Annotated in this window: 20 protein-coding genes and 1 tRNA gene; 15 read left to right on the forward strand and 6 right to left on the reverse strand. The window is 55.3% G+C overall.

Annotation, left to right across the window (positions count from 1 at the left end; genetic code table 11):
- Both ACKC9G_RS14015 and thiI read left to right on the forward strand, forming a co-directional pair.
- Positions 1 to 77, forward strand: a tRNA-Arg gene (locus tag ACKC9G_RS14015).
- Between the two features lie 148 nt (positions 78 to 225).
- The gene (thiI, locus tag ACKC9G_RS14020; protein ID WP_411406439.1) at positions 226 to 1,686 is read left to right on the forward strand and encodes a tRNA uracil 4-sulfurtransferase ThiI; all 1,461 of its coding nucleotides are present in this window, start codon (positions 226 to 228) and stop codon (positions 1,684 to 1,686) included.
- A 73-nt stretch (positions 1,687 to 1,759) separates the two neighbouring features.
- Here thiI and ACKC9G_RS14025 read toward each other — a convergent pair whose 3' ends face one another.
- Positions 1,760 to 2,683: a histone deacetylase family protein gene (locus ACKC9G_RS14025; protein ID WP_411406441.1), complete on the reverse strand. Its 924-nt coding sequence runs from the start codon at positions 2,681 to 2,683 to the stop codon at positions 1,760 to 1,762.
- A 205-nt stretch (positions 2,684 to 2,888) separates the two neighbouring features.
- Here ACKC9G_RS14025 and ACKC9G_RS14030 point away from each other — a divergent pair, with 205 nt between their 5' ends.
- The 3 genes from ACKC9G_RS14030 to ACKC9G_RS14040 all read left to right on the forward strand — a co-directional run bounded on the left by ACKC9G_RS14030 (position 2,889) and on the right by ACKC9G_RS14040 (position 6,567).
- The gene (locus ACKC9G_RS14030; protein WP_411406443.1) at positions 2,889 to 4,466 is read left to right on the forward strand and encodes a tetratricopeptide repeat protein; all 1,578 of its coding nucleotides are present in this window, start codon (positions 2,889 to 2,891) and stop codon (positions 4,464 to 4,466) included.
- Positions 4,467 to 4,510: 44 nt separating this feature from the next.
- Positions 4,511 to 5,140 (forward strand): LysE family transporter, encoded by a 630-nt coding sequence (locus ACKC9G_RS14035; protein ID WP_411406445.1) that lies wholly within the window; start codon positions 4,511 to 4,513, stop codon positions 5,138 to 5,140.
- Positions 5,141 to 5,370: 230 nt separating this feature from the next.
- Entirely contained in the window at positions 5,371 to 6,567 is a 1,197-nt protein-coding gene (locus ACKC9G_RS14040; protein ID WP_411406447.1) for a PLP-dependent aminotransferase family protein, read from the forward strand.
- Positions 6,568 to 6,629: 62 nt separating this feature from the next.
- On the opposite strand, the gene ACKC9G_RS14045 is transcribed toward ACKC9G_RS14040, so the two are convergent.
- Positions 6,630 to 7,145: a DUF411 domain-containing protein gene (locus tag ACKC9G_RS14045; RefSeq protein ID WP_411406449.1), complete on the reverse strand. Its 516-nt coding sequence runs from the start codon at positions 7,143 to 7,145 to the stop codon at positions 6,630 to 6,632.
- An 82-nt stretch (positions 7,146 to 7,227) separates the two neighbouring features.
- Positions 7,228 to 7,635: a hypothetical protein gene (locus ACKC9G_RS14050; RefSeq protein ID WP_411406450.1), complete on the reverse strand. Its 408-nt coding sequence runs from the start codon at positions 7,633 to 7,635 to the stop codon at positions 7,228 to 7,230.
- A 238-nt stretch (positions 7,636 to 7,873) separates the two neighbouring features.
- On the opposite strand from ACKC9G_RS14050, the gene ACKC9G_RS14055 reads away from it, so the two are divergent.
- The 8 genes from ACKC9G_RS14055 to ACKC9G_RS14090 all read left to right on the forward strand — a co-directional run bounded on the left by ACKC9G_RS14055 (position 7,874) and on the right by ACKC9G_RS14090 (position 17,241).
- Positions 7,874 to 8,854 carry an ABC transporter ATP-binding protein gene (locus tag ACKC9G_RS14055; protein WP_411406452.1) on the forward strand — a complete coding sequence of 327 codons (981 nt, stop codon included), beginning with the start codon at positions 7,874 to 7,876 and terminating at the stop codon, positions 8,852 to 8,854.
- A complete protein-coding gene (locus tag ACKC9G_RS14060; RefSeq protein WP_411406454.1) occupies positions 8,844 to 11,765 on the forward strand; it encodes a Gldg family protein in 2,922 nt (973 codons plus the stop codon). Before ACKC9G_RS14055 ends, ACKC9G_RS14060 begins: the two co-directional genes overlap by 11 nt.
- Positions 11,762 to 12,913, forward strand: a complete 1,152-nt coding sequence (locus ACKC9G_RS14065) for a DUF4340 domain-containing protein (protein WP_411406456.1) — start codon at positions 11,762 to 11,764, stop codon at positions 12,911 to 12,913. The genes ACKC9G_RS14060 and ACKC9G_RS14065 overlap by 4 nt, the downstream gene beginning before the upstream one ends.
- A gap of 306 nt (positions 12,914 to 13,219) precedes the next feature.
- The gene (locus ACKC9G_RS14070) at positions 13,220 to 13,645 is read left to right on the forward strand and encodes an ACT domain-containing protein (protein WP_411406458.1); all 426 of its coding nucleotides are present in this window, start codon (positions 13,220 to 13,222) and stop codon (positions 13,643 to 13,645) included.
- 113 nt (positions 13,646 to 13,758) lie between these two features.
- Positions 13,759 to 14,250, forward strand: a complete 492-nt coding sequence (locus ACKC9G_RS14075; RefSeq protein WP_411406460.1) for a DUF6438 domain-containing protein — start codon at positions 13,759 to 13,761, stop codon at positions 14,248 to 14,250.
- 96 nt (positions 14,251 to 14,346) lie between these two features.
- Positions 14,347 to 14,955 (forward strand): hypothetical protein, encoded by a 609-nt coding sequence (locus ACKC9G_RS14080; protein ID WP_411406462.1) that lies wholly within the window; start codon positions 14,347 to 14,349, stop codon positions 14,953 to 14,955.
- A 214-nt stretch (positions 14,956 to 15,169) separates the two neighbouring features.
- Complete coding sequence (locus tag ACKC9G_RS14085; protein WP_411406464.1) at positions 15,170 to 16,018, forward strand: HAD-IIB family hydrolase; 849 nt, start codon at positions 15,170 to 15,172, stop codon at positions 16,016 to 16,018.
- Positions 16,015 to 17,241 carry a glycosyl transferase gene (locus tag ACKC9G_RS14090; protein WP_411406466.1) on the forward strand — a complete coding sequence of 409 codons (1,227 nt, stop codon included), beginning with the start codon at positions 16,015 to 16,017 and terminating at the stop codon, positions 17,239 to 17,241. The genes ACKC9G_RS14085 and ACKC9G_RS14090 overlap by 4 nt, the downstream gene beginning before the upstream one ends.
- Positions 17,242 to 17,319: 78 nt before the next feature.
- Here ACKC9G_RS14090 and ACKC9G_RS14095 read toward each other — a convergent pair whose 3' ends face one another.
- Positions 17,320 to 18,201, reverse strand: coding sequence for a LysR family transcriptional regulator (locus ACKC9G_RS14095; protein WP_411406468.1), 882 nt, complete (start codon positions 18,199 to 18,201; stop codon positions 17,320 to 17,322).
- Between the two features lie 215 nt (positions 18,202 to 18,416).
- Here ACKC9G_RS14095 and ACKC9G_RS14100 point away from each other — a divergent pair, with 215 nt between their 5' ends.
- Positions 18,417 to 19,118: a CoA transferase subunit A gene (locus ACKC9G_RS14100; protein ID WP_411406470.1), complete on the forward strand. Its 702-nt coding sequence runs from the start codon at positions 18,417 to 18,419 to the stop codon at positions 19,116 to 19,118.
- Positions 19,119 to 19,176: 58 nt separating this feature from the next.
- Positions 19,177 to 19,836, forward strand: coding sequence for a CoA transferase subunit B (locus ACKC9G_RS14105; RefSeq protein ID WP_411406472.1), 660 nt, complete (start codon positions 19,177 to 19,179; stop codon positions 19,834 to 19,836).
- A 72-nt stretch (positions 19,837 to 19,908) separates the two neighbouring features.
- Here the strand turns inward: ACKC9G_RS14105 and ACKC9G_RS14110 are convergent, their stop codons facing one another.
- Together ACKC9G_RS14110 and ACKC9G_RS14115 are read right to left on the reverse strand one after the other, a co-directional pair.
- The gene (locus tag ACKC9G_RS14110) at positions 19,909 to 21,471 is read right to left on the reverse strand and encodes a TolC family protein (RefSeq protein ID WP_411406474.1); all 1,563 of its coding nucleotides are present in this window, start codon (positions 21,469 to 21,471) and stop codon (positions 19,909 to 19,911) included.
- Positions 21,472 to 21,493: 22 nt separating this feature from the next.
- The coding region (locus ACKC9G_RS14115; protein ID WP_411406476.1) for a putative Ig domain-containing protein at positions 21,494 to 24,001 on the reverse strand (2,508 nt) is incomplete at its 5' end.

A 24,001-nucleotide genomic window follows, 5' to 3' on the forward strand; every position in this document is an offset into this window, starting at 1 on the left:
GCGCTCGTAGCTCAGCTGGATAGAGTACCTGGCTACGAACCAGGCGGTCAGAGGTTCGAATCCTCTCGAGCGCGCCAAAGATGCCCCTCCTGCGTTATCTTTTCATTTCCCAGAACTTTTTATTTCTTGCCGGCGTGATCTGTCATTGTCCTGACAGGGTTTTTCCTGCGTCATCGTTCCTGATTTGCTACAATGCCGGCCTTTCGTTTTAGCCTGTGGCCGACCATGAAGTTTATCGTCAAGCTGTTCCCGGAAATCACCATCAAAAGCCGTTCCGTTCGTATGCGTTTTTGCAAACGTCTTGCTGCGAACGTACGCGCCGAACTTAAACTCCTGACGGAAGCGCAGCAGCTGCACGCCTGTGAAGTGACCGCGCATTGGGACTTTATTGATATCACCGGTCCGGAGAACGGTCTGAAAGCCGAGCAGGTGGCAGATGTACTAAGCCGCACGCCAGGTATTGCCCATTATCAGCAAGTGCTGGAATTCCCTCTGACGACCATCGACGACATGCTGGAGCCTTTGCTGGCTGTTAACCGTGAGCGTCTGAAGGGCAAAACTTTTGCCATGCGCGTTAAGCGTGTGGGTACTCACGATTTCACTTCCCTGGATCTTGAGCGCCATTTTGGTGGTGCACTGAAGCAACTGACGGAAGCAACTGGTGTATCCCTTAAGAATCCTGATGTACAGGTGCGTCTGGAAGTTCGCCACCAGAAATTTATGGTGGAGACAGAGCGTAAGGAGGGCCTGGGTGGTTTTCCGATCGGTTCACAGGAAGATGTGCTGTCGCTGATGTCTGGTGGTTTTGACTCGGCGGTCGCGACCTATCTCACCATGAAGCGAGGTTGTAAGACTCACTTCTGTTTCTTCAATCTGGGCGGCTCAGCGCATGAGATTGGTGTTCGCCAGATTGCTAACTACATCTGGAAGCAGTACGGCTCTGTCGCCAAGGTGTACTTCGTTTCTGTTCCCTTTGATGAGGTTGTCGGCGAGATTCTTGAGAAAGTCGACAATTCTCACATGGGAGTTATCCTCAAGCGCATGATGATGCGTGCTGCCAACCGTGTAGCATCTCGCCTGCATGTTGGCTCACTGGTAACCGGTGAGAGTGTGGCACAGGTTTCCAGCCAGACCCTCACTAACCTGAACGTGATTGATAACGCCAGTGATCGTCTGGTGGTTCGTCCGCTAATCGTTTCTGACAAACAGGACATCATCAATCAGGCGCGTAAAATTGGCACCTACGAGATGTCTTCCTCGATGCCGGAATATTGCGGTGTTATTTCTGTCAGCCCAACGGTTAAAGCCCGTCCTGATAAAGTTCTGGCGGAAGAGGCCAAGCTGGATATGGAGATGATCCAGCGTGCGATTGAGCGTTCAGAGGTTATGAAGATCGATCAGGTACTGAAAGATCTCAAGCCGCAGGCCGAACTGGATGAGCTTGAAGTCCGAGAGGATGCCGTGGTGATTGATATCCGCCATCCGACCGAAGAAGAGAAAAAGCCGCTTGATCTGCCGGGTAAAGAGGTTGTCCATATTCCTTTTTATAAGCTGGCTACCAGCTTCTCTGAGCTGGATAGTGATAAGCAATACCTGCTCTATTGTGACCGGGGTGTGATGAGTAAGCTGCATGCACTGTATTTGCATGATGCCGGTCATGAGAACGTTGGCGTTTATAGCGCCTGAGCTTGACTGAAAAGGTTAAATAAAAAAGCGGCAATAGCCGCTTTTTTTGTGTCTGAAGCAAAGCCCGGAAGGTTTAGTAACCAAGTAAGGCTTCCAGATGGCTATGCACCGAGCGAGCTAAGGCATCAGGGTTGTAACCCCCTTCCAGCATAGAGACGATCCGACCGTTACAGAGCTTGTTGGCTAGCTGTACCAGTTCCCGCGTCACCCAGTAATAGTCCTCATCGGTAAGGCGCATATCTGCCATTGGGTCTTCCTGATGGGCATCAAACCCGGCAGAAATAAAAATCATATCGGGTTTGTGAGCCTCGATGGCGGGCAGACAGCGCTCCATAATCACACGACGAAAGGCATCGCTGTCTGCGAAAGCGGGCAGGGGACAGTTCACCAGATGGGGGCGATCAATGTCGTTGAAGCGTCCTGGATAGAACGGATGCTGAAATGTCGAGCAAAACAGCGCTTCGGGCTGATCTTTGAAGATGTCGACGGTACCGTTGCCCTGGTGAACATCGAAATCCAGAATGGCAACACGTGAGACCGATTCATGCTGTAACGCATGCAGTGCGGCGATGGCCACATTGTTGTAGAGGCAAAAGCCCATGGGAAGATCATGTTCCGCATGATGGCCGGGAGGACGCGTCGCACAAAACGCATTGGTATTTTTGCCATTGAGAACACGGTTGGTCGCCAGAATGCCTGCCCCTGCCGCCAGCGCCGCGACGTGCAGTGACTCAGGGCAGAGCACGGTATCGTCATCCGCCCAGATGATACCTTCTTTCGGCGCGAGCTTTTGCAGTTTGCTCAGGTGCTGTGGTGTATGTGCCATCGCGAGTTGTTCAGGCATCACGGAAACCGCTCGATGAGCCTGTAGCTGGCTGATCAGGCCGCTTCGCTGCAGGTGATGGCCAATAGCGATCAGTCGCTGTGGGCTTTCCGGGTGATCAGGGCCAACATCATGCAAGGCGCAGTCATCGTGGCTGATATAGGCGGTACTCATGGCGCAGGAGTCTCTTTTTTCCGCCACTATAGCGCAGTTTCAAGCCAGCGACTGTGCATCCAAAGTCGCAACTGTAGCTACGGCAGGAAGTTGGCAGGCAGGTTCTCTGCGGCGCTGTCGTAAGCTTATTGTTGTCGGGGCTTGAGGAAATGCCCTGCCGGCCGCTATGCTGGCTTAGTCCTTAAACCTGAGTTTCAAGACCGCGATGCTGGAAAAGAAAAAGGTTCTGTTCGTCGACAGTAGCGGCAACATGCGTTTTACCATGAAAACCATGCTGCGCGATCTGGGGATAGAACATCTGGAAACCCTGCCGCCGACCACGGCGTTATTAAGTCATATCCAGCATCAGCACTTTGATTTTGTCATCATCAGTCACAACGAGACGGACAAAATCAGCGGTATTCAGCTGCTTGAAGAGGCGCGTTATCAGGGGCTCCTGCCTGAAACCACCGCCTGGATTCTGCTTATCGGTGATACCTCGCGTGACCTTATCGTCCACGCTATCGATAACTATCCTGACGATATCCTCTCCAAACCTTTTTCTGCCCGTGATCTTCGCCATCGTCTGGCATTGCTGGATGCGCGACAAACCGCGCTGGAGCCCATCTGGCGTTCACTGAAAGAAAAAAATGTCAAAGAAGCTCTGAATCTCTGCGATCACTTTGATACGACCCATCCTTTTTATTGCGCGGTGCATCTGCTGAAGGGCCGTATTTTGATGAGCCATCACCGCTATTTTCAGGCGGCAAGGGTGTTTTCTCATATTTACCAGCACTTTGGGCGCCGTGAAGCGGTGTTGATGCAGGCCTATTGCCTGGGGCAGGAAGGTCAGTTTGATGCGGCGCTGGAGTTACTGGCTGAGCTGGCGTGTCAGAATCCGTTTTTACTGGCGGCCTATGATCAGCTGATTCAGATCGAAATGCAGCGTGGCGACTATTTCAAGGCGCGCTACCTGCTTCAGCAGAGCGTCTCCGTCTCTCCGCTCAATCCACTGCGTTATCAGCGCCTTGGCTACTGTGCCTTTCAGCAAAATGACTGGGCTGTGGCAGCTCCCGCGTTATCAAAAGCTATCAAGCTCGGCGAGGGCTCCGTATACGAGACTAAACATCCCTATTTGCAACTGGTGGATGTCGCCCGTCACCGGGTTGAATCCGGTGAGAACTGGCAGGATTTGGAACGCGAGATGGAGTCCACCCTGCGTAAGGCCTCCCGTGTTTTCCAGCAGGATGAAACCCTGCAGGTTGAAAGCGCCTTGCTGAAAAGCCGCTTCTACGATGGCGCACGTCAGCCGCACATGGCCGAGCGCTTTGCCAAGGAGGCCTCCACGCTGGCGCAAATGCACGGTGTTTCTCTGGAAAACCTGAATATCTGGACCATCCCCGGTGATACGCCTGTACGCTGGCTACAGAATGTGCCTTCTGACCCCAGCATGATGCACGACAGAAACCGGCTCGACTCCATGCTGGCGCAAGCCTGTTACGCCTATGAACGTGGTGATGCCAGCGGTGCCATGCAGCTCTTTGCGCAGGTTCTGCGGATAGATCCGCGTCATCCCGATGCTTTGTTAGGTGCGGCACAGCTTTACCTTGAAGCGGTGCGCGATTCCCAGTATCAGCGTGAAAAGCGACTCAAGATGGCACGGCAATGTCTGCAGAATCTGCAGCGTTTGCCGTTGGATAGCACCCAGCAGGAACGTTTTGATTACCTGAAAACACTCGTATTGATGGATGCCCAGCTTCTGCCAAAAGGCTCGCTGGGCGACTTGCTTTGGGAAGCGGTATAACGCTACTCATCCGGATTTTCTCAATAGCGCCTGTGAGGCCTGATATGACATCAACCCTGATCGCTGTGGCCAGTATGTGGATTATGGCCGTGATGCTCCCCGGGCCGAATTTTCTCATCACCGCAAAAACCAGTGCAGCCTCAGGTCGTTGGCAGGCGTTGGCAGTTGCCGCTGGCATCACCTGCGGTACCTTTATCTGGGGGCTGGCAGGCTTTTTAGGGGTGACCTTGTTGTTTGTCGCGGCCCCCTGGCTGTTTGTTGCCATCAAGATGGGCGGCGGGCTGTATCTGCTCTACCTGGGCTTTCGCATGATTCGCTCCAGCTTTCATAAAGTGCCACTACAAATGGACGTGACTTCAGAGCAGGGACACTGGCGCAGTCAATGCTGGAAGAATATGTCATTGGGGCTTATGACCAATCTGGCGAATCCAAAAGCGGCGATTTTTACCAGCAGCCTATTTGCGACCTTGCTGCCACCTCACCCAGCGCCTGCTCTGGGGTTCTCGGTGATTGCCCTGATGATGACCATCAGTTTTAGCTGGTACAGTCTGGTGATTCTGGTGTTTTCATCCAAGGCGTTGTCCCGGGCTTACCTCAATACCAAACACTGGGTCGAGCGCATGGCGGGCGGTATTTTTGCCCTGTTTGGACTGCATTTGCTGAGCAGCAGATAAGTCAGTTTTTTGGAGAAAGCTGCAAAGCAATTGGCATCCTCATCGCAACATTGAGTTTGCTGGCTGTCTCTCGCTGCTTAAGGCAGGATCAGGAGTTCTTGTTGCCGGCACCGCTTGTTCCCGCCAAAAGCCAGACCAGCCTCCTAAGGACGGATCGTCCTTTTTCTCCCGCAACAAATTCCAGCATCCATGGGCCTGCCTGGCCCGCGTTGTGAATTGGGGAACCATTAATGAAAGCTTTTTTTGCTGATCGCATAAGCCAGATCAAACCGTCATTTATTCGTGAAATTCTGAAAGTTGCCAGTAACCCTGCGATGATTTCCTTCGCTGGCGGTTTGCCCAATGCGAACTTCTTCCCGGTGGACGGGCTGAACCAAGCTTCGGCTACGGTCATGGCCGAGCAGGGCAAAGCCTCGCTGCAATATGCCGAAACGGAAGGCTACCGGCCACTGCGTGAGTTTATTGCGGAGCGTCATTTTGCCCAGACCGGTCAGCGTATTGCGCTGGCGCAGATCGTTATTACCAATGGCTCTCAGCAGGCGCTGGATTTGCTCGGCAAGGTGCTGATCAATGAAGGCGATGAGGTGGTGGTGGAGGACCCAAGTTATTTGGGCGCGCTGCAGGCCTTCTCCATGTATCAGCCCGTATTTAAACCTGTGCCTCTGCAGGCCGATGGCATTGATCTGGAAGCATTGACCGAGACACTGGAAACATCCGGTTCGCGGCTGCTTTATGCCGTGCCTACATTCCAGAACCCCACCGGGCTGAGCTACAGTCTGGCCAAGCGTCAGGCACTGGCTGAGCTGATCAAAGCGCGTGATGTGTTGCTGATTGAAGATAATCCATACGCGGAGCTGCGCTTCAGCGGAGAGGCTCTACCGCCTATTGCCACGATGGCGCCTGACAATACCGTTATGCTCGGTACTTTCTCGAAAACCGTCGTACCAGCGTTCCGTTTGGGATGGATGGTTCTGCCTGAGTGGCTGGCATCCAAAGTGATCGTCGCCAAGCAGTCGGCTGACTTGCACACCAATAATCATGCGCAGCGAGTGCTCCATACTTTCCTGACTCAGCAATCTCTGGATGCGCACATTGCGACGATCTGTGAAGTCTATGGTCGTCAGCGTCAGGCCATGCTGACGGCCGTTGAGCGTTACTTCCCGGCGAACGTACAGGTCACCAAACCTGAAGGCGGAATGTTCTTATGGATGACGCTGCCAGAGGGCATCTCTTCCATGGCATTGTTCGATGAGGCGGTGAAAGACAATGTCTGCTTTGTTCCTGGCCATCCTTTCTATGTCGATGCGACAGAAACCTCCACCCTGCGTTTGAGCTACAGTTGCGTGGATGAAGCGACGATTGATATGGGCATGGCAAAATTGGCAAAAGCTCTGGAAAGACTGCAATCGCTAGCGAAGGCGAGTTAATTCAATGGACAAAAAGGGCTGTCGTAAGACAGCCTTTTTTTTATTTTTGTTGGAGTCTTGGTTTAAAGCTGCTCTTGCGCACTACCAATATGGGTATAGATTTCGGTGCTGCCATCGTGGTTAAGCACTAATACATCGTAGGGCATAAATCGATCCCCCATTTCCATGCCGGGGCTGCCTAATGGCATTCCTGATACGGCGAGTCCTTTGGCGTCAGGTTTCTCGGCAATAAAGCGGGCGATGACTTTGGCGGGGATATGTCCCTCAAAGATATAGCCGGTTTGTGGGTCGACCACGGTGTGGCAGGAGCGTGCCGCCGGCGGTATCCCCAGTGCCTCTTTTTTGGCAAACACATCGGCGGAAGGCACAAGCTTTAACGGCAGTGACTGCGCTTGCGCGTGTTTCATCCAGCCTTCGCAGCAACCGCACTGCGGGTCTTTGTAGACCTCCAGAGGTTGGGTTTCCCCGTGAGCGTTAATGGCAAGCCCGAGCAGTAACGCGACGGCGGCAGTTGCTTTACGCGCGGAGTGAGCCGCCTTCACGGCAGAAAAGGTGCGAGTCAACGTGGTGTTTTTCATGGTCTTGTCCTGAATCAAATGATTATCTGAAGAGCAGTCCGCACAGGGCGATACCCTGATGGCGGAATCCTGCGTTCGGCCTTCAGCTGTTCAGGATGGGAGGGCGGTAACGACGCACCGTTGGCGGATCGACCAACGCGGGCAGGGCAGCAGGTCGCCTTGCCGCATCGGTCAGGGGAAATTCGTGAGTAAAGCCGGTTGCTGTAAGGGAGACGACCACCACGCAGCAATCGTGATGACTGTCTTCCTGCGACAGGCTGGCGCAGAAAGGATTGCCTGCCGGGCTTGAATTCGAGGCGCTGTGACAATCCATCAGGTTGGAGGTGCCAGGCGCATTTTCCATCTTCATGGTGTTGGTGAATGACATCACTGCGGCATTAGCAAGCGTCAGGGGCTGGTTCAGCAGAAGACTCGCCATCATGCACAGGAACACCCACGCAGCCACAGTGCGGCGCGCGGTTGTTTTCACATTCTGGTCAGGTCTGTTCATTTTAAGGCGTCACCTTCATGGGTCAGGGAATAACCCTGCACAGTCTTCACCCTGTTCGGTCACTATTTCCACACACTTGGGCGCCTTTCTCAAGTTCCTTCAATCTTTTTATCTCTTCGTTGCCCGTGGGGAACCCACAGCAGGCGACTCCCTCTAAGCCCTCACATAGGTTCTTTCATTCATGCAGCTCAGATAACAACAGCAGAGCTGCGCGTTGAGGATGTTAAGGAGTGAAACGGTGATAAAGGTAGAGCACCTTTCACGTCGTTACGGTGACTTTGTCGCAGTCAAGGACGTGTCCTTCGAAATTGGTCATGGCGAAATTGTGGGTTTGCTCGGCCATAACGGTGCCGGCAAAACCACCATCATGAAGATGATTACAGGGTATCTGGAGCCCTCGGACGGGCAGATCTGGTTTAACCAGCAACCCTTCGATGAAGCGCCTTCGCAGGCGAAATCCCATATTGGCTATCTGCCGGAGAATTTGCCGGTCTACCCTGATCTGACGGTGGCGGACTATCTGTTATTTACCGCGCGGCTTCGTGGCCTGGAAGGGCAGGAAGGCCTGCAGGCGGTGCGCCGGGCCATCAGTGATACGGAACTGGAAGCCAAGGTGCTGTCGCCGATTGCGACGCTTTCCCGAGGCTATAAGCAGCGCGTGGGCGTGGCGCAGGCTATTTTGCATAACCCGCGATTGCTGATTCTCGATGAGCCAACCAACGGTTTGGACCCTCAGCAAACCCAGGCGATGCGAACACTGCTTAAGCGCTTGTCGGCGAATGCCACGGTGGTGCTATCGACGCACATCATGCAGGAAGTCGAAGCTATTTGTGACCGGGTGCTGATGATGCGCCAAGGTGAAATGGTGCTGGATGAGCGTCTTGAAAACCTGCGTCAGGCGGGGGCGTTACTGGTGTCCACCTCACTGGCGCCGGCGCAGTGGCAGCAGCTCAGACTCTCAGGTCTGAATTTCCGTCAGGACCAGCTGGTGCAGGATCATGCTTCTGTCTCAGCCAGCGGTCAGCAACACCGCTACGATTACCGCTTGCATCTGGAGTCCGGCTTATCGAGTGAAACCGTTAATGAACTGGCGGCGTCGCTAAACAGCGTGCTGCATCAGCAAGGCGCCCAGACGTATCAACTCAGTCCTGAACGGCGCGACCTTGAAAGCCTGTTCCGCGAAGTGAACGAAGGTCGGGAGGTCAGCCATGCAGCCTAAGGCTCTGAGTGCAGTCGTAAAAAAAGAGCTGCTTCAGTTCTTCGCATCGCCCATTGCGTATCTTTTTCTGGCGGCCTTTGCTGCCATCAGCCTCTTTGTTTTCTTCTGGGGTGATGCCTTCTTCGCCCGCAATCTGGCAGATGTCAGGCCTCTGTTTGAATGGATGCCGGTATTGCTGATTTTCCTCTCGGCAGCGCTCACCATGCGCATGTGGAGTGATGAACGCAAAACCGGCACTCTGGAGTTTGTGCATACCTTGCCGGTCGCTAACTGGCAGTTTGTGCTGGGTAAATTCCTTGCCTGTATCGTGCTGCTGGCGCTGGCTTTGGTACTCACGCTACCATTGCCCATCACTGTTAACCTGATGTCCCCCATTGATTGGGGCCCTGTCTGGTCCGCTTATCTGGCAACGCTGCTGCTCGGCGGTACTTATATTGCCCTGGGTCTTTTCATCAGTGCTCATACCCAGAACCAGATTGTCAGCCTGATGCTGACTGTCCTTGTCGGTGGGGTGTTGTATTTCCTTGGCTCGCCGATGCTGACGGATCTGACCTCCGAGCCGCTGGCCAGCATCCTGCGGGATCTGGGCACCGGCTCACGGTTTGAATCCATCGCCCGTGGTGTGCTGGATGTACGTGACCTCTATTACTACCTGAGCCTGATAGTGATCTTCCTCGGCCTGAATCTCTGGGGGCTGGAGCGTGAGCGCTGGGCTGCCACGGGGGATCGTCATCACCATGCGCTCTGGCGTCGTGGCACAGCGCTGGTCGTGATCAACCTGCTGCTGGCGAATGTCTGGCTGGCGCCTCTGACGTCGCTGCGTCTGGACATGACCCAGGGCAATCGCTTCTCCCTGAGTGACGTCAGCTACAACTATCTTTCCCGCCTGCATGAGCCGCTGGTGATCAAGGCGTATTTCTCTCAGAAAACCCATCCGTTGCTCGCGCCACTGGTGCCTCAGTTGAAAGACCTGCTGCACGAGTATGAAGTGGCCGGTAAGGGCAAGGTGCGGGTTGAGTTTATTGACCCCACTCAGGATCAGAAAGCGGCGGAAGAGGCGGCCAGCAACTACGGCATTAAGCCGGTGCCTTTCCAGGTTTCCGGGCGTTATCAGGCCTCTGTCGTGAATGCGTACTTTAACGTGGTGGTGAGCTACGGCGGTGAATTCCAGACCCTGTCCTATAAGGACTTCATCGATATGCAGCGCGGTACCAACGGCAATGTTGATGTTAGTCTGCGCAATCCTGAATACGACATGACCCGCGCCATCAAACGCGTGCTTTATGCCTATCAGACCAAAGGTGATCTCTACAAAAACCTGCCGGATGACCTGAACCTGACGGCCTATGTGTCAGATGACAGTACCTTGCCGCAACAGCTGGTGAGTTTTCGGCAGCAACTGACCGATGAGCTTAAGGCGCTCTCCAAAAAAGCGGACGGCAAGCTCAATATCACCTGGGTTGATCCCAACAAGGATGCCAGCGCCGCTGCGCAAATGAAGAAAGAGTGGGGCTTCAAACCCATGATGGCGAGCCTGGTCAATACCACGCCGTTCTACTTCTACCTGACGCTGGATGATGGCAAGCAGGGCATGCCGCTGCAATTGCCGGCAAACCTTAATGCCAAAGGTATCGATACCATGGTGGAAACCGGGGTTAAACATTTTGGTACGGGGCTGATGCACAGCGTGGCGCTGGTGACGCCTGCCTATAATCCCATGGGAGGTGGCACCAGTTTCCAGCAGGCGAAGGATCAACTGTCCCAGAACTACAACGTGATTGATACCGACCTGAAAGACGGTGTGGTGCCTGCTGCCGCGGAAGCGCTGCTGGTGATGGCGCCGGATAACCTGGATGACAAACAGCGTTTTGCCATAGACCAGTATCTGATGAAGGGCGGTACGGTGCTGCTCAGTACGTCACCTTATGAAGTCAGCATCGATCAGCAGGGGCTGCATGCCAGTAAGCATAAGTCCGGTCTGGAAGACTGGCTGAAAGGCTACGGTATCAGCTTTGAGAATGATCTGGTGATGGACCCGCAGAACTCGCCTTTCCCCATGCCGGTAAACCGCAGCCTCGGTGGCATGCAGGTGCAGGAATGGGTGCAGATGAACTATCCGTACTTTGTCGATGTGCGTCCGCAGGAAATGAACGAGAAACTGCCGATTCTGAAAGGCTTGTCTCAGCTGACCTTCCCATGGGCATCCCCCATCCAGATCGACAAGAAGCTGAACAAGGACCGCTCTGTACAGGTATTGGCCAGCAGTTCAGAGGATGCCTGGCTGTCGGATAAAACCCAGGTACTACCGCAGGTTCGTAATGGCGAAGCCGTGCCTTTCACCCCTGAAGGTGATCGTAAGCAGGAGCCCCTGGCGATGGTGGTGACCGGCAGCTTCCCGTCCTACTACGCCGATAAGGAAGATCCGCTGCTGAGTAAAGGCACAGCTTCTGCGGATGAGGGCAAAGGCAAGAACGTCAAAGTGGCGAATACGCCTGACCCACAACAGGGTGCCGGTAAGGATGCCAAGAAAAAAGGGCCTTCCTACTCTGGCGTCATCAGCCGCTCGCCGGATTCCGCCCGCCTGATTCTGTTTGCATCCAACCATCTGCTGGATGACCAGGTGATGCAGCTTCTGGGCTCCGCCAACGGCAGCCACTACACCAACTCACTCTCGGCGCTGCAGAACACGGTGGACTGGAGCGTGGAAGATGATGGTCTGCTGTCCATTCGTGCCCGCGATGTTAACAGCCGCACGCTGCCCGCCATGAGTGATACGTCACGCAAGGAAGTGGAGTACCTGAACTACTTCCTGGCCATGGCGCTGGTGCTGGTGATCTTCGTGGTGGTGCGTGTACGTCAACGTCGTCGACTGCACCGTTACTCTGCTCTGCTGTTAGGAGGTCAGGCATGAAAAAGCCCCAGAGCAACACATCCATGAACATGCCTTCTGCAGGCAGGAAACTCCGGGTGAATAAGCTGGTGCCGGTGTTGGCCGTGGCCTTGCTGGTACAGGCAGGGCTGGTCGCGGCGGCTTACTGGCCGGACAATGACAGCGCGAATCAGGGGCCATGGCTCAGCTTCAAGCCCGGGAAAATTTCCGAGGTGGTGATTTCTGATGGCAAGCAAAGCACTCACCTGATTCAGAAGGATAAGCAATGGCAGGTCAAAGAGCTGGGTATGCCAGCCAATCAGCAGCAGCTGGAGACCATGCTGAACCAGCTCGCAGACGAGCATCCGGGCTGGCCATCGGCCACCTCGGATGAGGCGAAAAAACGCTTCAAGGTTGCTGAGAAATCCTTCGAGCGCAAGATCGAGCTTAAAAACGGCGATAAGGACGATGCAGTGGTTTATCTGGGGACTTCGCCCCATTACGGCCATGTCTACGGTCGCCGTGAAGGGGATAAGGATGTGATGAACCTGAGCTTTAACAGCTATCAGGCGCCTGCAGACCCCCATGAGTGGCTCGACAAGAAAATGCTGCAAGTGACTGCTCAGCCCACCATGGTGACTCTGCCCGACCTGACACTGAGCTACAAAAAAGGGCAGTGGCAGGAAGAACAGCATCCTGATGTGGCGCTGGATAAAACCAAGGTGGACTCGCTGGTCAATGACCTGAAAGAGCTGGTCATCATCACTCTGGCAGATGACAAGCAAACCGCGCGTCTCAATGCTGAGAGCGATGGCTTCAGCGCCACTATGGCCACTCAGGATAAAGCCTATCGCTACACGATCCGCTCGCTGGACAAGGACAACTGGTTTATCCGTCGGGAAGACCAGAAATCCTGGTTCAAGTTCAGCAGCTACATCGCCAAGGAGCTGCAGGGCATGACGCTTGCCAAGCTGGAGAAAGACCAGCCAGCAACAGCCAACGCGGCGAAGGGGTCTGACACGGGGGAAGCCGACAAGGGGCAACCCTCGCCAACGGCAGAGCCCGTAGCGCCGCCTTACAGCGCGCCCAATATCTCGGCGGATAGCAAAAAAACCGATGCCTCATCGCAACATGCGGCAACGGATTCCGCCAGACCCGCCGATGCAAAACACTCCAGTGTCGCCGGATAACGGTCAGTGAAGCAGGTGCGGCGGTCGCTTTCTCCGCCGTCGCCTGCACCTTCACACGCGGTGCTGTCTGAGGGCACTGCATGATCATGAGTTACTCTTAGCGCGACTTCGGGTCAGCCTTGTGCTGGCCCGCTTTTTATCTGGCCGCTGGCATTACCCCGGTGACTTCCCTCCGCCATGATTGCCTGTTGGCCATTAGCAGCTTTGATTCGCCTGAATCCGGCATGCTGGCTACACTTTTTCCGCTTTCTGCCAGAGTGCTGGCATGTACTCTGGGTTCATAGTCGTAAATCAATGAGGCAATCGATGACTGTATCTGCTGTACCTTCCCAAACCGGTCCGGTGACGGCGCTGGATGAACTACTGCGCTCCATGTCACCGCGATTGAATGCGGGTGTTTATGTCTATGCCCGGGTACCTCATGAAGCTGCGATTCCCGCTTCAACCCTCATGATGATGCGCGAACATGAGGCAACGACCCTGATTGTGCCCGAGCACGAGGCATCGGCACTGGGGATCAGCCCGATGTTTCGTTGTGAGTGGATTACTTTGGAGGTGAACTCTGCCCTTGAAGCTGTGGGCCTGACCGCGGCCTTTGCCAGGGCGCTGGGCGAAGCAAATATCAGCTGTAATGTGGTGGCGGGGGCCGATCATGACCATATTTTCGTGCCTGCCGGTGAGGGCGACAATGCACTGGCGGTATTGCAGGCTCTGCAGCAACGCTCGGCATGATTTGATCCTGATTTTTTGCTATCTGACTCGTCTGACCCCAAATAGCCACGGCGGGGCTTTGCCGAACACCGGACGCCTCGTTGAGATGATTTGCCCGGTTCAAGGAGTCGACAATGCGCCTGGGAATTTGTGCTGTTCTGGTTCTGTTATTAACTGCCTGTGGTTACCGGCCGACGCCGGAAGAAACTCCCCCTGAAACCCTGAGTTACAGCAGTGGTGCCTGTTACGGTGCCTGCCCGCAATTTCATGCGGTAATCGATGAGTTTGGTGAGCTGGTGTATTCCGGTGGCGAGGATTCGGCGACCGAAGGGGTGAATCACCGCGACCTCGGCAAACCCGCCTTTGATCAGGTCAGGGCGGCGCTGGTTCAGGCCCAGTTCTCCAGCCTGCCTGCGGCCATTACTCCGGCCAATCCTGCTGCGTGCGGACACTATCGTACCGATGCGCCGACCGTTGAAATATCTGCCTTCGTCGACCAGCAGCTCACTAAGGTGACGTATTACACCGGCTGTAACGGCACCCCCGAAGTGGAGCGTGTTAAAACCCTGGCAGAAACACTCAGACAGACTCTGGGGCTTGATGAACTCTCTCGCGGCAGTCAGTAGATAAGGCGTGGCAGTCAGCCCTGAGCGGTTCACAAGATAGGACAAGCAAAGGCTTATCCTCACGCATCGGGGCGACTGAACTGGAAAGGAGTTCCTATGAAATGTCTACATGCGCCGCTGTTTTCCTGCCTGCTGGTCAGTCTTACCGCCTGCGCTGGCCAAACCCCGTCACCGGATGAGCAAACGCCGGTCAACAAAGCCGATACCACCCTCAAACCTGATGCGCCTGCTGCTCAAGGCAGTGACGGTGTGCCACTGAGTGCTTCCGGCACCACGCCGATTCTGACCACCGAAGGCTATGGCCCGGTGCGCTTTGGTATGACGGTCGGTGAGCTTGAGCAGACTCTGGGCTTTCATGCCGAGAATGAATCACTTTCGCCTGACCCCGCCTGTCATTACATCCGCATTGAAAGCCTGCCCGAAACCCGCTTTATGGTGGAAAACGACATCATCACCCGTGCCGAGGTTGGCAAGGGAATTCCTACCGTGGTGGGCGTGACCGTGGGGACCAAAGTGCCAGACCCCAAAAGCCTAGCTCCAACCCCGAAAATCCTGCCGCACAAGTATGAGGATGACGCCCACTATCTGGTGTTTTCCGGTGTCGACAAGCAGCACAGCCTGGTCATGGAAGAGAGTCATGGCGTGATTACCAAGATCCGAAGCGGCCTTGAGCCAGCGGTAAGTTATGTTGAAGGCTGCCTCTAAAGCTGGTAAACCTTGGTATTAGTTTGTCTAACTCATTGATTAGTCTATAAGTCCTGTCCGGTGATCAGGCAGTGCGGCAAAGCGTGTCAGACGCTGTGGCACTGAACCTGCATCACCCATGGGAGACGCTACCTGAAAGCGGAGCGTAAGAATGCCCGGCGCTATGTCGCCGGGTTTTTCAGCAACACCTGGGGTATCGACACAAGGAGTGACCGTGCAATTACCGGACAATTTGATGATTCTGACGGATCTCGATGGCTCCTTGCTGGATCATCATTCCTATGACTGGCAACCCGCGGCCATTTGGCTGGATAACCTGCGTACCAGTGGTATTCCGGTGATTCCCAACACCAGCAAAACCGCCGCCGAACTTGCCACCCTGCGTGAAGAGCTGGGGCTCGAAGAGATGCCCTGCGTGGTTGAGAACGGCGGACTTGTCCTTCTACCGCCTTCCTGGCGGATGATGGCTGATCCCGATCAGAGCAGTGATGGCTGGACACGCATTGTGCTTGGTGCCAGTTACGAGCGCATTCTTGAGGTGCTTTCCACCATGAAAGGACGCCCCGGAATCGACTTTACCGGCTTTTCTGAGATGGGCGTTTCCGGCGTGTCAGAAACCACAGGTCTGCCCATGGATAAAGCGCGGCAGGCGCATGCCCGTGAAGCTTCCGAGCCGCTGCTCTGGCATGGCGATGCAAAGGGACTGGCGATGTTTCAACAGGCGTTGGCCGATCAGGGTCTGGCTTTGACCCGCGGCGGACGTTTTTATCATGTCACCGGCAAGACCAGTAAAGGGGTAGCTCTGGTCTGGCTGGCGGGGCGCTTTGAACAGCGTTTTGGCCAGCAGCCGCATACCCTGGCTTTCGGCGACGGCGCTAATGATCTGCCAATGTTGGCAGCGGCCCGTACCGGGGTGTTAATTCGCGGGGCTGTCTATCAGCCTGACCTTCCTCAAACCATGGATGATCCTTCACGACTTTATGTCACCCGCGCCGAAGGTCCGGCGGGCTGGGTTGAAGGGGTGGAGTACTGGCTGGCGCACGGCCTGGGAGTTTCGCAATGAGTGATTTTTATCAGAATGGCATCATCACCAACTTTCATAATCTGACGCGACGTCCCGTTGAGGCTCTGGAAGCCGATCTGGTGAAGTTTTCCCGTCGTCGTCCCATGAGTCTGATCCTGCCTTCGCTGTTTTCTGAGCTGGAAGGCCCCGCGCTTGATAACATCGTCAATTGCCTGACCAAGGTACCTTATCTCTCTGAAATCGTGATCGGTCTTGACCGCGCGGATCGTGACCAGTTCCTGTTCGCTCGCGACTTCTTCAAGCGTTTGCCGCAACATCACCGTATTCTCTGGAATGACGGCCCCCGTCTGAAAGCCATTGATGATGAGCTACAGTCCAAGGGGCTGGCGCCGCTGGAGCCGGGGAAGGGCCGTAATGTCTGGTATTGCTCTGGTTATGTGCTGGCCTCTGGCCGCTCCCGTTCGGTAGCGCTGCACGACTGTGACATTGTCACCTATGACCGTGAATTGCTGGCGCGTCTGATCTATCCGGTGGCTAACCCCCAGTTCAACTACGAGTTCTGTAAGGGCTACTACTCCCGCATTGCTGAAGGCAAGCTAAACGGTCGTGTCAGCCGACTGATGGTGACGCCGCTGATTCGTGCGCTGCGTATGATCTACGGTGACCTGCCGTATCTGCAGTACCTCGACAGCTACCGCTATCCGCTGTCCGGTGAGTTTTCCATGCGCGTTGATGTGCTGAACGATATTCGTATTCCCAGTGACTGGGGGCTGGAAATCGGCGTGCTGTCAGAAGTGCACCGTAACTATTCCACCAAGCGGCTCTGTCAGGTGGATATCGCCGATACCTACGATCACAAGCACCAGCCATTGGCAGGTGAAGAAGATGCCAACCGTGGCGGCCTTGACCGCATGAGTCTGGATATCGCCAAGGCGATTTATCGCAAACTGGCGACGCTGGGTGTGCAGATCAGTGAGGAATCCTTCCGTACTATCAAGGCGACTTACTTCCGTCTGGCGCTGGATCTGATCGAAACCTATTACAACGATGCGACCATGAATGGCCTGAAAGTCGATCGCCATGCCGAAGAGGAAGCTGTGGAGCTGTTTGCCCAGAACCTGATGGAAGCCGGTCGCGTCTTCCTTGATAACCCGCACGATAAGCCCTTCATCCCCAGCTGGAGCCGTGTGCAGTCTGCCATCCCGGATCTGCTGGAGCGTATGGCAGTGGCCGTGGAAGAGGATAACCTCGGTGACGTGTAACGCCTCAGTGTAAAAAACTAAGTAAAAAGCGCCTTCAGTTCAGGGGCGCTTTTTTATTGGCTGCCCCAATGGCAGAAATCAGTAGGCGGCCATCACCAGTGATCGCATCGCCTCGGCAGCGGCTGAAAGGCTGATGCTGGCGCGGGTAATCACTCCTACGTTACGGCGGATATCCGGATCGGTCAGCGGGCGGCAGACGGCCCCAAGCTCTTCCATCTGCTGCTGGCAAAGGGCGGGCACAATACTAACTCCCAACCCGGTTGCCACCATCTTGCCGACGGTGGAGAGCTGGTGGCTGTCAAAAGCGATACGCGGGGCAAGATTGAGCTGCGCGGCCTGCTGCTCAATGACAGTTCGTACCGTGGAAGGTCGCTGCAGGGTGATGAAATCCTCGGCAAATAATGACTGGCCGGTGATGATCTGCTGTTTTGCCAGAGCATGATCCGGTGGCAGCAAGGCAATAAAGGCATCCTCAAACAGCGGAACAAAGCTCAGAGCCTCTTGCGTCGGCGGCTCAAAGGAAAGCCCCAGTTCAACGCGACCTTTACTCACCATCTCCACGACCTGTTCAGCAATCACATCATGCACTTCGATAGTGATATCCGGGAATTTTTGTCGGAATTGATGCAGCAGGTGCGGCAGATGATTGCTGGCAAAACTGGGCATGGCAGCGATGGCAACCTTGCCTTTCTTGAGAGTGAAGCGATTGTGAAGCTCATCCTCAGCCGCTTGCCAGTCAGCAATCAGGCGCTGTGCGACGGGAAAGAAGGATTCACCTTCAGGCGTCAGGGACAGTCTGCGTGTGGTGCGACGAAACAGCCGGCCTCCCGCATGATCTTCCAGGCTTTTAATCGCCAGACTCAGCGCGGGTTGAGACAGAAAGACGCGCTCGCAGGCATCGGCAAAGCTCAGGGTTTCGGCAACGGCGACAAAGGCGCGCAGCTGTTTGATCGTCATCATGATTTATTGGTTTTCCAAATGAATCATTAGAAAATTCAAATTGGATAAATATATGTGCCTGAGTCAGGATGGTAAAGCCACGTCAGGCTTGAATTAGCCTCCTGACGTTAGCAACTAGCAGTGATAAGAAATTTAGCAGCAAGCTGCAGCAGTCTTTGGCGCTCGCTCCCTCCTGACATTCGATGACAGTCCGTCATCCCGAATAGGAACTGGTTATGGCAGGTTTTGATAAGGTCGTTCACTCGTACGAAGAAGCTCTGGCGGGTTTGCAGGACGGCATGACCGTGATTGCAGGCGGCTTCGGTCTTTGTGGTATCCCTGAGAATCTGATTGCCCAGATCAAGACCATGGGAGTAAAAGATCTCACGGTGGTCTCGAATAACTGCGGCGTCGATGGTTTCGGTCTCGGTATTCTTCTTGAGGATCGTCAGATCCGCAAAATGATCTCTTCCTACGTGGGCGAAAATGCCTTGTTTGAGCGTCAGTTGCTCAATGGTGAGCTGGAAGTCGAGCTCACGCCTCAGGGGACGCTGGCAGAGAAGATTCGTGCCGGCGGTGCGGGAATCCCGGCGTTTTACACGGCGACGGGTTACGGCACGCCAGTCGGTGAGGGTAAAGAAGTACGCGAATTTAATGGTCGCCATTTCATTATGGAAGAGTCCATTGTGGGTGATTTTGCCATCGTGAAAGGCTGGAAAGCCGATCGCTATGGCAATGTGATTTACCGCCATACCGCACAGAATTTTAATCCGTTGGCCGCGACTGCAGGCAAGATCACCGTGGTGGAAGTTGAGGAGATTGTTGAGCCCGGCGAACTGGACCCCGCGCAGATTCATACTCCCGGCATTTATGTGAACCGTCTGATCAAGGGCAATTTCGAGAAGCGCATTGAAAAGCGCACCCTGACCGAGCGCTGAGTGCGCTGTCAGCCTAACTCTCCCTTGACGCTCCTGACGCTAACGATGAGGCATAACCATGGCACTTTCACGCGAACAGATTGCAATGCGGGTCGCCCGCGAACTTGAAGACGGCTTTTATGTAAACCTGGGCATCGGCATCCCCACACTGGTGGCCAACTATGTGCCGGACGGGATGCAGGTCATGCTGCAGTCTGAAAATGGCCTGCTCGGTATGGGCCGCTTTCCGACGGAAGAGGAGCTGGATGCCGACATGATTAATGCCGGTAAGCAAACCGTCACTGCGATTCCCGGCGCTTCCATTTTCCATTCCGCAGAGTCTTTCGCCATGATCCGTGGTGGTCACGTGGATCTGACGGTATTGGGGGCTTTCGAGGTGGATCAGGAAGGCAATATTGCATCCTGGATGATCCCCGGAAAACTGGTCAAAGGTATGGGTGGAGCGATGGACCTTGTCGCTGGCGCGGAAAACATCATCGTCACCATGACCCACGCCTCCAAAGATGGCGAGTCCAAGTTGCTGGAAAAATGCGCACTGCCTTTGACGGGTGCCGGTTGCATCAAACGAGTGCTGACAGATCTGGCTTATCTGGAGATCAAAGACGGCGCATTCATTCTGAAAGAGCGTGCTCCCGGAGTTTCTGTTGAGGAAATTGTCAGTAAAACGGCGGGTAAGCTGATTGTCCCTGATCATGTGCCGGAGATGACTTTTAGCTGAGTCCCCACACCTGCCATAGAAAAAGCCCCGATGTTCGGGGCTTTTTTGTGACTGCATAACGCGCGAAGAGTGTTATTTCATCGGCGCATTAACGGCGGCTTTGAGATCACTCAGGTCACCTTGCTGCCACTTCTGCTCCTGAGATGCGATTGCCTTGCTGATATCGGCAACACTGGCGGAGGGTAGGGTTTTGGGCAGCATATCCAGGCCAACCGTTGAGAAGATCTGACCGTAGCTGTTGCGAAGATCCGCATAGGCCAGATCCTGACGCAGGTCCGCGGTGACGGCATTCAGCTCACTCCTGATGAGATCAAGCTCACCGATGCTCTGTACGCGGTAGCGATTGCGTTGCTGTACCAGAATTTTGTCGTCAATATCGCGCAGTTCCTGACTGGTCTTGTACTGGCGAATAGCTTCGGAGTAATTGGCGTTGGCCACATACAGCTGCGCCAATACCGCCAGAGATAAGGCTTTACGCTGGGCTTCCGCCACGGCTTCCCCGGCTTCGGCTGCGCGGTGAGCGCTTGGGCCTGAAATCAGGTTAAAGAGGTTCCAGGTGACTTTGACCCCAAGATCCGCCCAGCTCTGGTTCACAAGGAAGGAGTTGCTGTCGTAATGACCGCCCGCCTGCACTTCGAGACCAGGCAGCATACGCAGCAGGGTTTTTTTGGTTTCGGCGGCACTGATGCGGACTTTGTAATCCTGCTCTCGAAGTTCAGGACGGTAAATCAGAGCGGCCGTTTCCAGCGTATTGAAGTCCACATTCAGCTGCGGCACAGGCAGGTTTTTCTGGTTAGGAATCGCCAGTTGATAATCCGTACCCAGTGGCAGGTTCATCAGGGTCGCCAGCTCGGTTTTGGCCAGAGACAGCGCACGGCGCTGCTGTTCCAGCTGGCGGGTGGTTTCAATCAGGGTGCGCTGATAGTTCAGCGCCACGACCGGATCGCCGATGCTACGGCTGCTCATGCGCTCACTGGAGCGACGGGCGGCATTAACGCGGTCCAGCAGCTTATCGATCTTGCTTAGCAGACGCTCTGCCGCTACGGCACGCCAGTAGGCAGAGCGTACATCATTAACGACCGTTTGAACGACCTTGCGGCGCTGCTCTTCGGCAATCCAGCGCTGATCAGACTTCTGCTGGGCGGCAACATAGCTCACGCCAAAATCGAGTACGTTCCAGACCATGGTCAGGTCTGCAACATCACGATCATTATCCAGTGAGGTTGAGGGCTCCAGAGACTGGGTGCCGGTTTGCACGCTTCTGCTACTGGAAGCGCTAATGTTATTGCGGCCGGTATAACCTGCTTCCAGCGCCACACGAGGCAGCATGTCAAAGCTGGCAACATCCAGCTGACGCTCGGACAGTGCCTGCTCCATCAGTTTCAAGCGGGCTTCCAGGTTGTATTTCAGGGCGCGGGCCATGGCTTCATGCAGAGTAATGGGACCAGAAACAGGTTCCTGATTCAGGTACATCTGGCTCATGTCCTGCTTGGCACGTTGCAGGGTCTGGTGGTTATTCAGCGGTTCAGTGCTCACGGCACAACCGCTGATCATCAGAGCGATAAGGCTTAGTCCCAGTAGCTTGCGGCTACCGGAAGGCTTTGAGGTATCAGCGTAACGATGAGCTAGAGTCATTCTTGAAAATTCCATTCAAAGATTATCCGCGATTCTGTAAGTCGACGAGAGCGTTAGCCAGTTGCGCAATTCTGGCCTCATGTTGCTGATTCATAGCGCTGAGTTGTCGTTGAGTTGAGACTACAAAGCCTTCGACCGAAGCTGCAAGCGCTGGCTGTTCATCAATAGTCGAAGATCCGTCCTGATCCCAGCTGCGAGTGAAGGGCGCATCATTCATGGATACCGTGAAGATCCCATTCTCAAGGCCGATGCCGGTTCCGCCCATCACATTGCCCATACCGCCTCCCAGCCCGCCGCCAAGGCCACGACCGGCATCAAAGAAACCGCCCAGGGTGCTGGCATCGCGTGCCTGACCCAGCGTGAGGCCAGCGCCTGGGGTGGAGAACGCACCTGAAACATTTCCTGCAAAAATAGCACCTGTTGTGGTGTTTGTGGCAATGCCCGGCCCGCCCGCATTCGAGGTGGTGCCGCTAAAGACCTGAGCACCAAGGGTGGTCACAACAACAGGAGCGCCCGAGACGAAAGGACGGGTGATATTACTGCTAATGCTATCGGGTGCTGCCGCCGTGAAGGGAGAATTGATCACGATCGGCGTAGGTAGCTGTACCGAGGTGCCTGGTGTCACCAGCACCGTAGTCTCTTTTGGTTCGGTTCCATTATTCAAAAACTCGGGAATAGGGGATGTTGCACCAGAGCGGGCTATCGTCAGAGTAAAGCTGCTACCGATGCTGGCGGTGGCCATATCGGTTGCCATCACTGTGATATTCAGTGTGCCTGTATCCGCAAGTGCGGGCGTGCCGGAGAAGGTCTGGGTCGCTGCATCAAAGCTCAGCCAGCTGGGCAGTGCACCCCCACCGGCCAGTGTCGCGGAGTAGGTCAGGGTATCGCCTACGTCCACATCGCTAAAAGTATTGGCCGGAACGGTATAGCTAAAGGCTGCATCCTGAGTTGCCGTCTGATTATCAATGCCAGTAGTCGTCGGCGCATCGTTGGTATTGCTAACCGTCACCGTAAAGGTACTGCTGACCGAGGCGTTGGAGCCATCGGTGGCGGTGACCATCACACTGATATCACCGACGTTCGCGTTGGTGGGCGTACCGGAGAAGGTCAGGGTTGCCGCATCAAAGCTCAGCCAGCTCGGCAGCGCACCCCCACCGGCCAGCGTGGCGGAGTAGGTCAGGGTATCGCCCACGTCCACATCGCTAAAGGTGTTGGTTGGTACCGTGAAGCTAAAGGCACTGTCTTCAGTAGCGGACTGGTTGCTGATTCCGGTGCTGGTCGGCGCATCGTTGGTATTGCCAACCGTCAACGTAAAGGTGCTGCTGACCTTGGCGTTAGCGCCATCAGTCGCCGTCACCATCACGCTGATAGCGCCGACGTTGGCGTTGGTGGGCGTACCGGAGAACGTCTGGGTTGCCGCATCAAAGCTCAGCCAGCTCGGCAGTGCGCCACCTCCGGCCAGCGTGGCGGAGTAGGTGAGGGTATCGCCTACGTCCACATCGCTAAAGGTGTTGGCCGGCACAGTATAGCTAAAGGCACTGTCTTCCGTCGCGGTCTGGTTGCTGATGCCCGTGCTGGTCGGGGCATCATTGGTATTGCTAACCGTCAACGTAAAGGTACTGCTGACTGAAGCGTTGGAGTCATCGGTCGCGGTAACCATCACGCTGATAGCGCCGACGTTGGCGTTGGTGGGCGTGCCGGAGAACGTCTGGGTCGCCGCATCAAAGCTCAGCCAGCTGGGCAGCGCACCTCCACCGGCCAGGGTCGCGGAGTAGGTGAGGGTATCGCCTACGTCCACATCGCTAAAGGTGTTGGTTGGAACGGTATAGCTAAAGGCGGCATCTTCAGTGGTGGTCTGGTTGCTGATGCCAGTGCTGGTCGGCGCATCGTTGGTATTGCCAACCGTCAACGTAAAGGTGCTGCTGACCTTGGCGTTAGCGCCATCAGTCGCCGTCACCATCACACTGATAGCGCCGACGTTCGCGTTGGTGGGCGTGCCGGAGAAGGTCTGGGTCGCCGCATCAAAGCTCAGCCAGCTGGGCAGTGCGCCACCTCCGGCCAGCGTGGCGGAGTAGGTCAGAGTATCGCCCACGTCCACATCGCTAAAGGTGTTGGTCGGAACGGTATAGCTAAAGGCGGAGTCTTCCGTCGCGGTCTGGTTGCTGATGCCAGTGCTGGTCGGCGCATCGTTGGTATTGCTGACCGTCAACGTAAAGGTGCTGCTGACCTTGGCGTTAGCGCCATCAGTTGCCGTCACCATCACACTGATAGCGCCGACGTTAGCGTTGGTGGGCGTACCGGAGAAGGTCTGGGTCGCCGCATCAAAGCTCAGCCAGCTGGGCAGCGCACCACCACCGGCCAGGGTGGCGGAGTAGGTGAGGGTATCGCCCACATCCACATCGCTAAAGGTGTTTGCCGGCACGGTATAGCTAAAGGCGGCATCTTCAGTAGCTGTCTGGTTGCTGATACCAGTGCTGGTCGGCGCATCGTTGGTGTTGGCAACCGTCAACGTAAAGGTACTGCTGACGGA

Origin of the sequence: Pokkaliibacter sp. CJK22405 (genome assembly GCF_046614695.1) — a bacterium.
Classification (GTDB): Bacteria; Pseudomonadota; Gammaproteobacteria; order Pseudomonadales; family Balneatricaceae; genus Pokkaliibacter.

Coding starts and splice junctions, on each gene's coding strand:
- ACKC9G_RS14045 (WP_411406449.1), bottom strand. CDS start 7,145: ATGAAAAACACCACGTTGACTCGCACCTTTTCTGCCGTGAAGGCGGCT.
- ACKC9G_RS14060 (WP_411406454.1), top strand. CDS start 8,844: ATGCAGCCTAAGGCTCTGAGTGCAGTCGTAAAAAAAGAGCTGCTTCAG.
- ACKC9G_RS14105 (WP_411406472.1), top strand. CDS start 19,177: ATGGCACTTTCACGCGAACAGATTGCAATGCGGGTCGCCCGCGAACTT.
- ACKC9G_RS14110 (WP_411406474.1), bottom strand. CDS start 21,471: ATGACTCTAGCTCATCGTTACGCTGATACCTCAAAGCCTTCCGGTAGC.
- ACKC9G_RS14090 (WP_411406466.1), top strand. CDS start 16,015: ATGAGTGATTTTTATCAGAATGGCATCATCACCAACTTTCATAATCTG.
- ACKC9G_RS14025 (WP_411406441.1), bottom strand. CDS start 2,683: ATGAGTACCGCCTATATCAGCCACGATGACTGCGCCTTGCATGATGTT.
- ACKC9G_RS14075 (WP_411406460.1), top strand. CDS start 13,759: ATGCGCCTGGGAATTTGTGCTGTTCTGGTTCTGTTATTAACTGCCTGT.
- ACKC9G_RS14070 (WP_411406458.1), top strand. CDS start 13,220: ATGACTGTATCTGCTGTACCTTCCCAAACCGGTCCGGTGACGGCGCTG.
- ACKC9G_RS14040 (WP_411406447.1), top strand. CDS start 5,371: ATGAAAGCTTTTTTTGCTGATCGCATAAGCCAGATCAAACCGTCATTT.
- ACKC9G_RS14035 (WP_411406445.1), top strand. CDS start 4,511: ATGACATCAACCCTGATCGCTGTGGCCAGTATGTGGATTATGGCCGTG.
- thiI (WP_411406439.1), top strand. CDS start 226: ATGAAGTTTATCGTCAAGCTGTTCCCGGAAATCACCATCAAAAGCCGT.
- ACKC9G_RS14100 (WP_411406470.1), top strand. CDS start 18,417: ATGGCAGGTTTTGATAAGGTCGTTCACTCGTACGAAGAAGCTCTGGCG.
- ACKC9G_RS14050 (WP_411406450.1), bottom strand. CDS start 7,635: ATGAACAGACCTGACCAGAATGTGAAAACAACCGCGCGCCGCACTGTG.
- ACKC9G_RS14030 (WP_411406443.1), top strand. CDS start 2,889: ATGCTGGAAAAGAAAAAGGTTCTGTTCGTCGACAGTAGCGGCAACATG.
- ACKC9G_RS14095 (WP_411406468.1), bottom strand. CDS start 18,201: ATGATGACGATCAAACAGCTGCGCGCCTTTGTCGCCGTTGCCGAAACC.
- ACKC9G_RS14065 (WP_411406456.1), top strand. CDS start 11,762: ATGAAAAAGCCCCAGAGCAACACATCCATGAACATGCCTTCTGCAGGC.
- ACKC9G_RS14080 (WP_411406462.1), top strand. CDS start 14,347: ATGAAATGTCTACATGCGCCGCTGTTTTCCTGCCTGCTGGTCAGTCTT.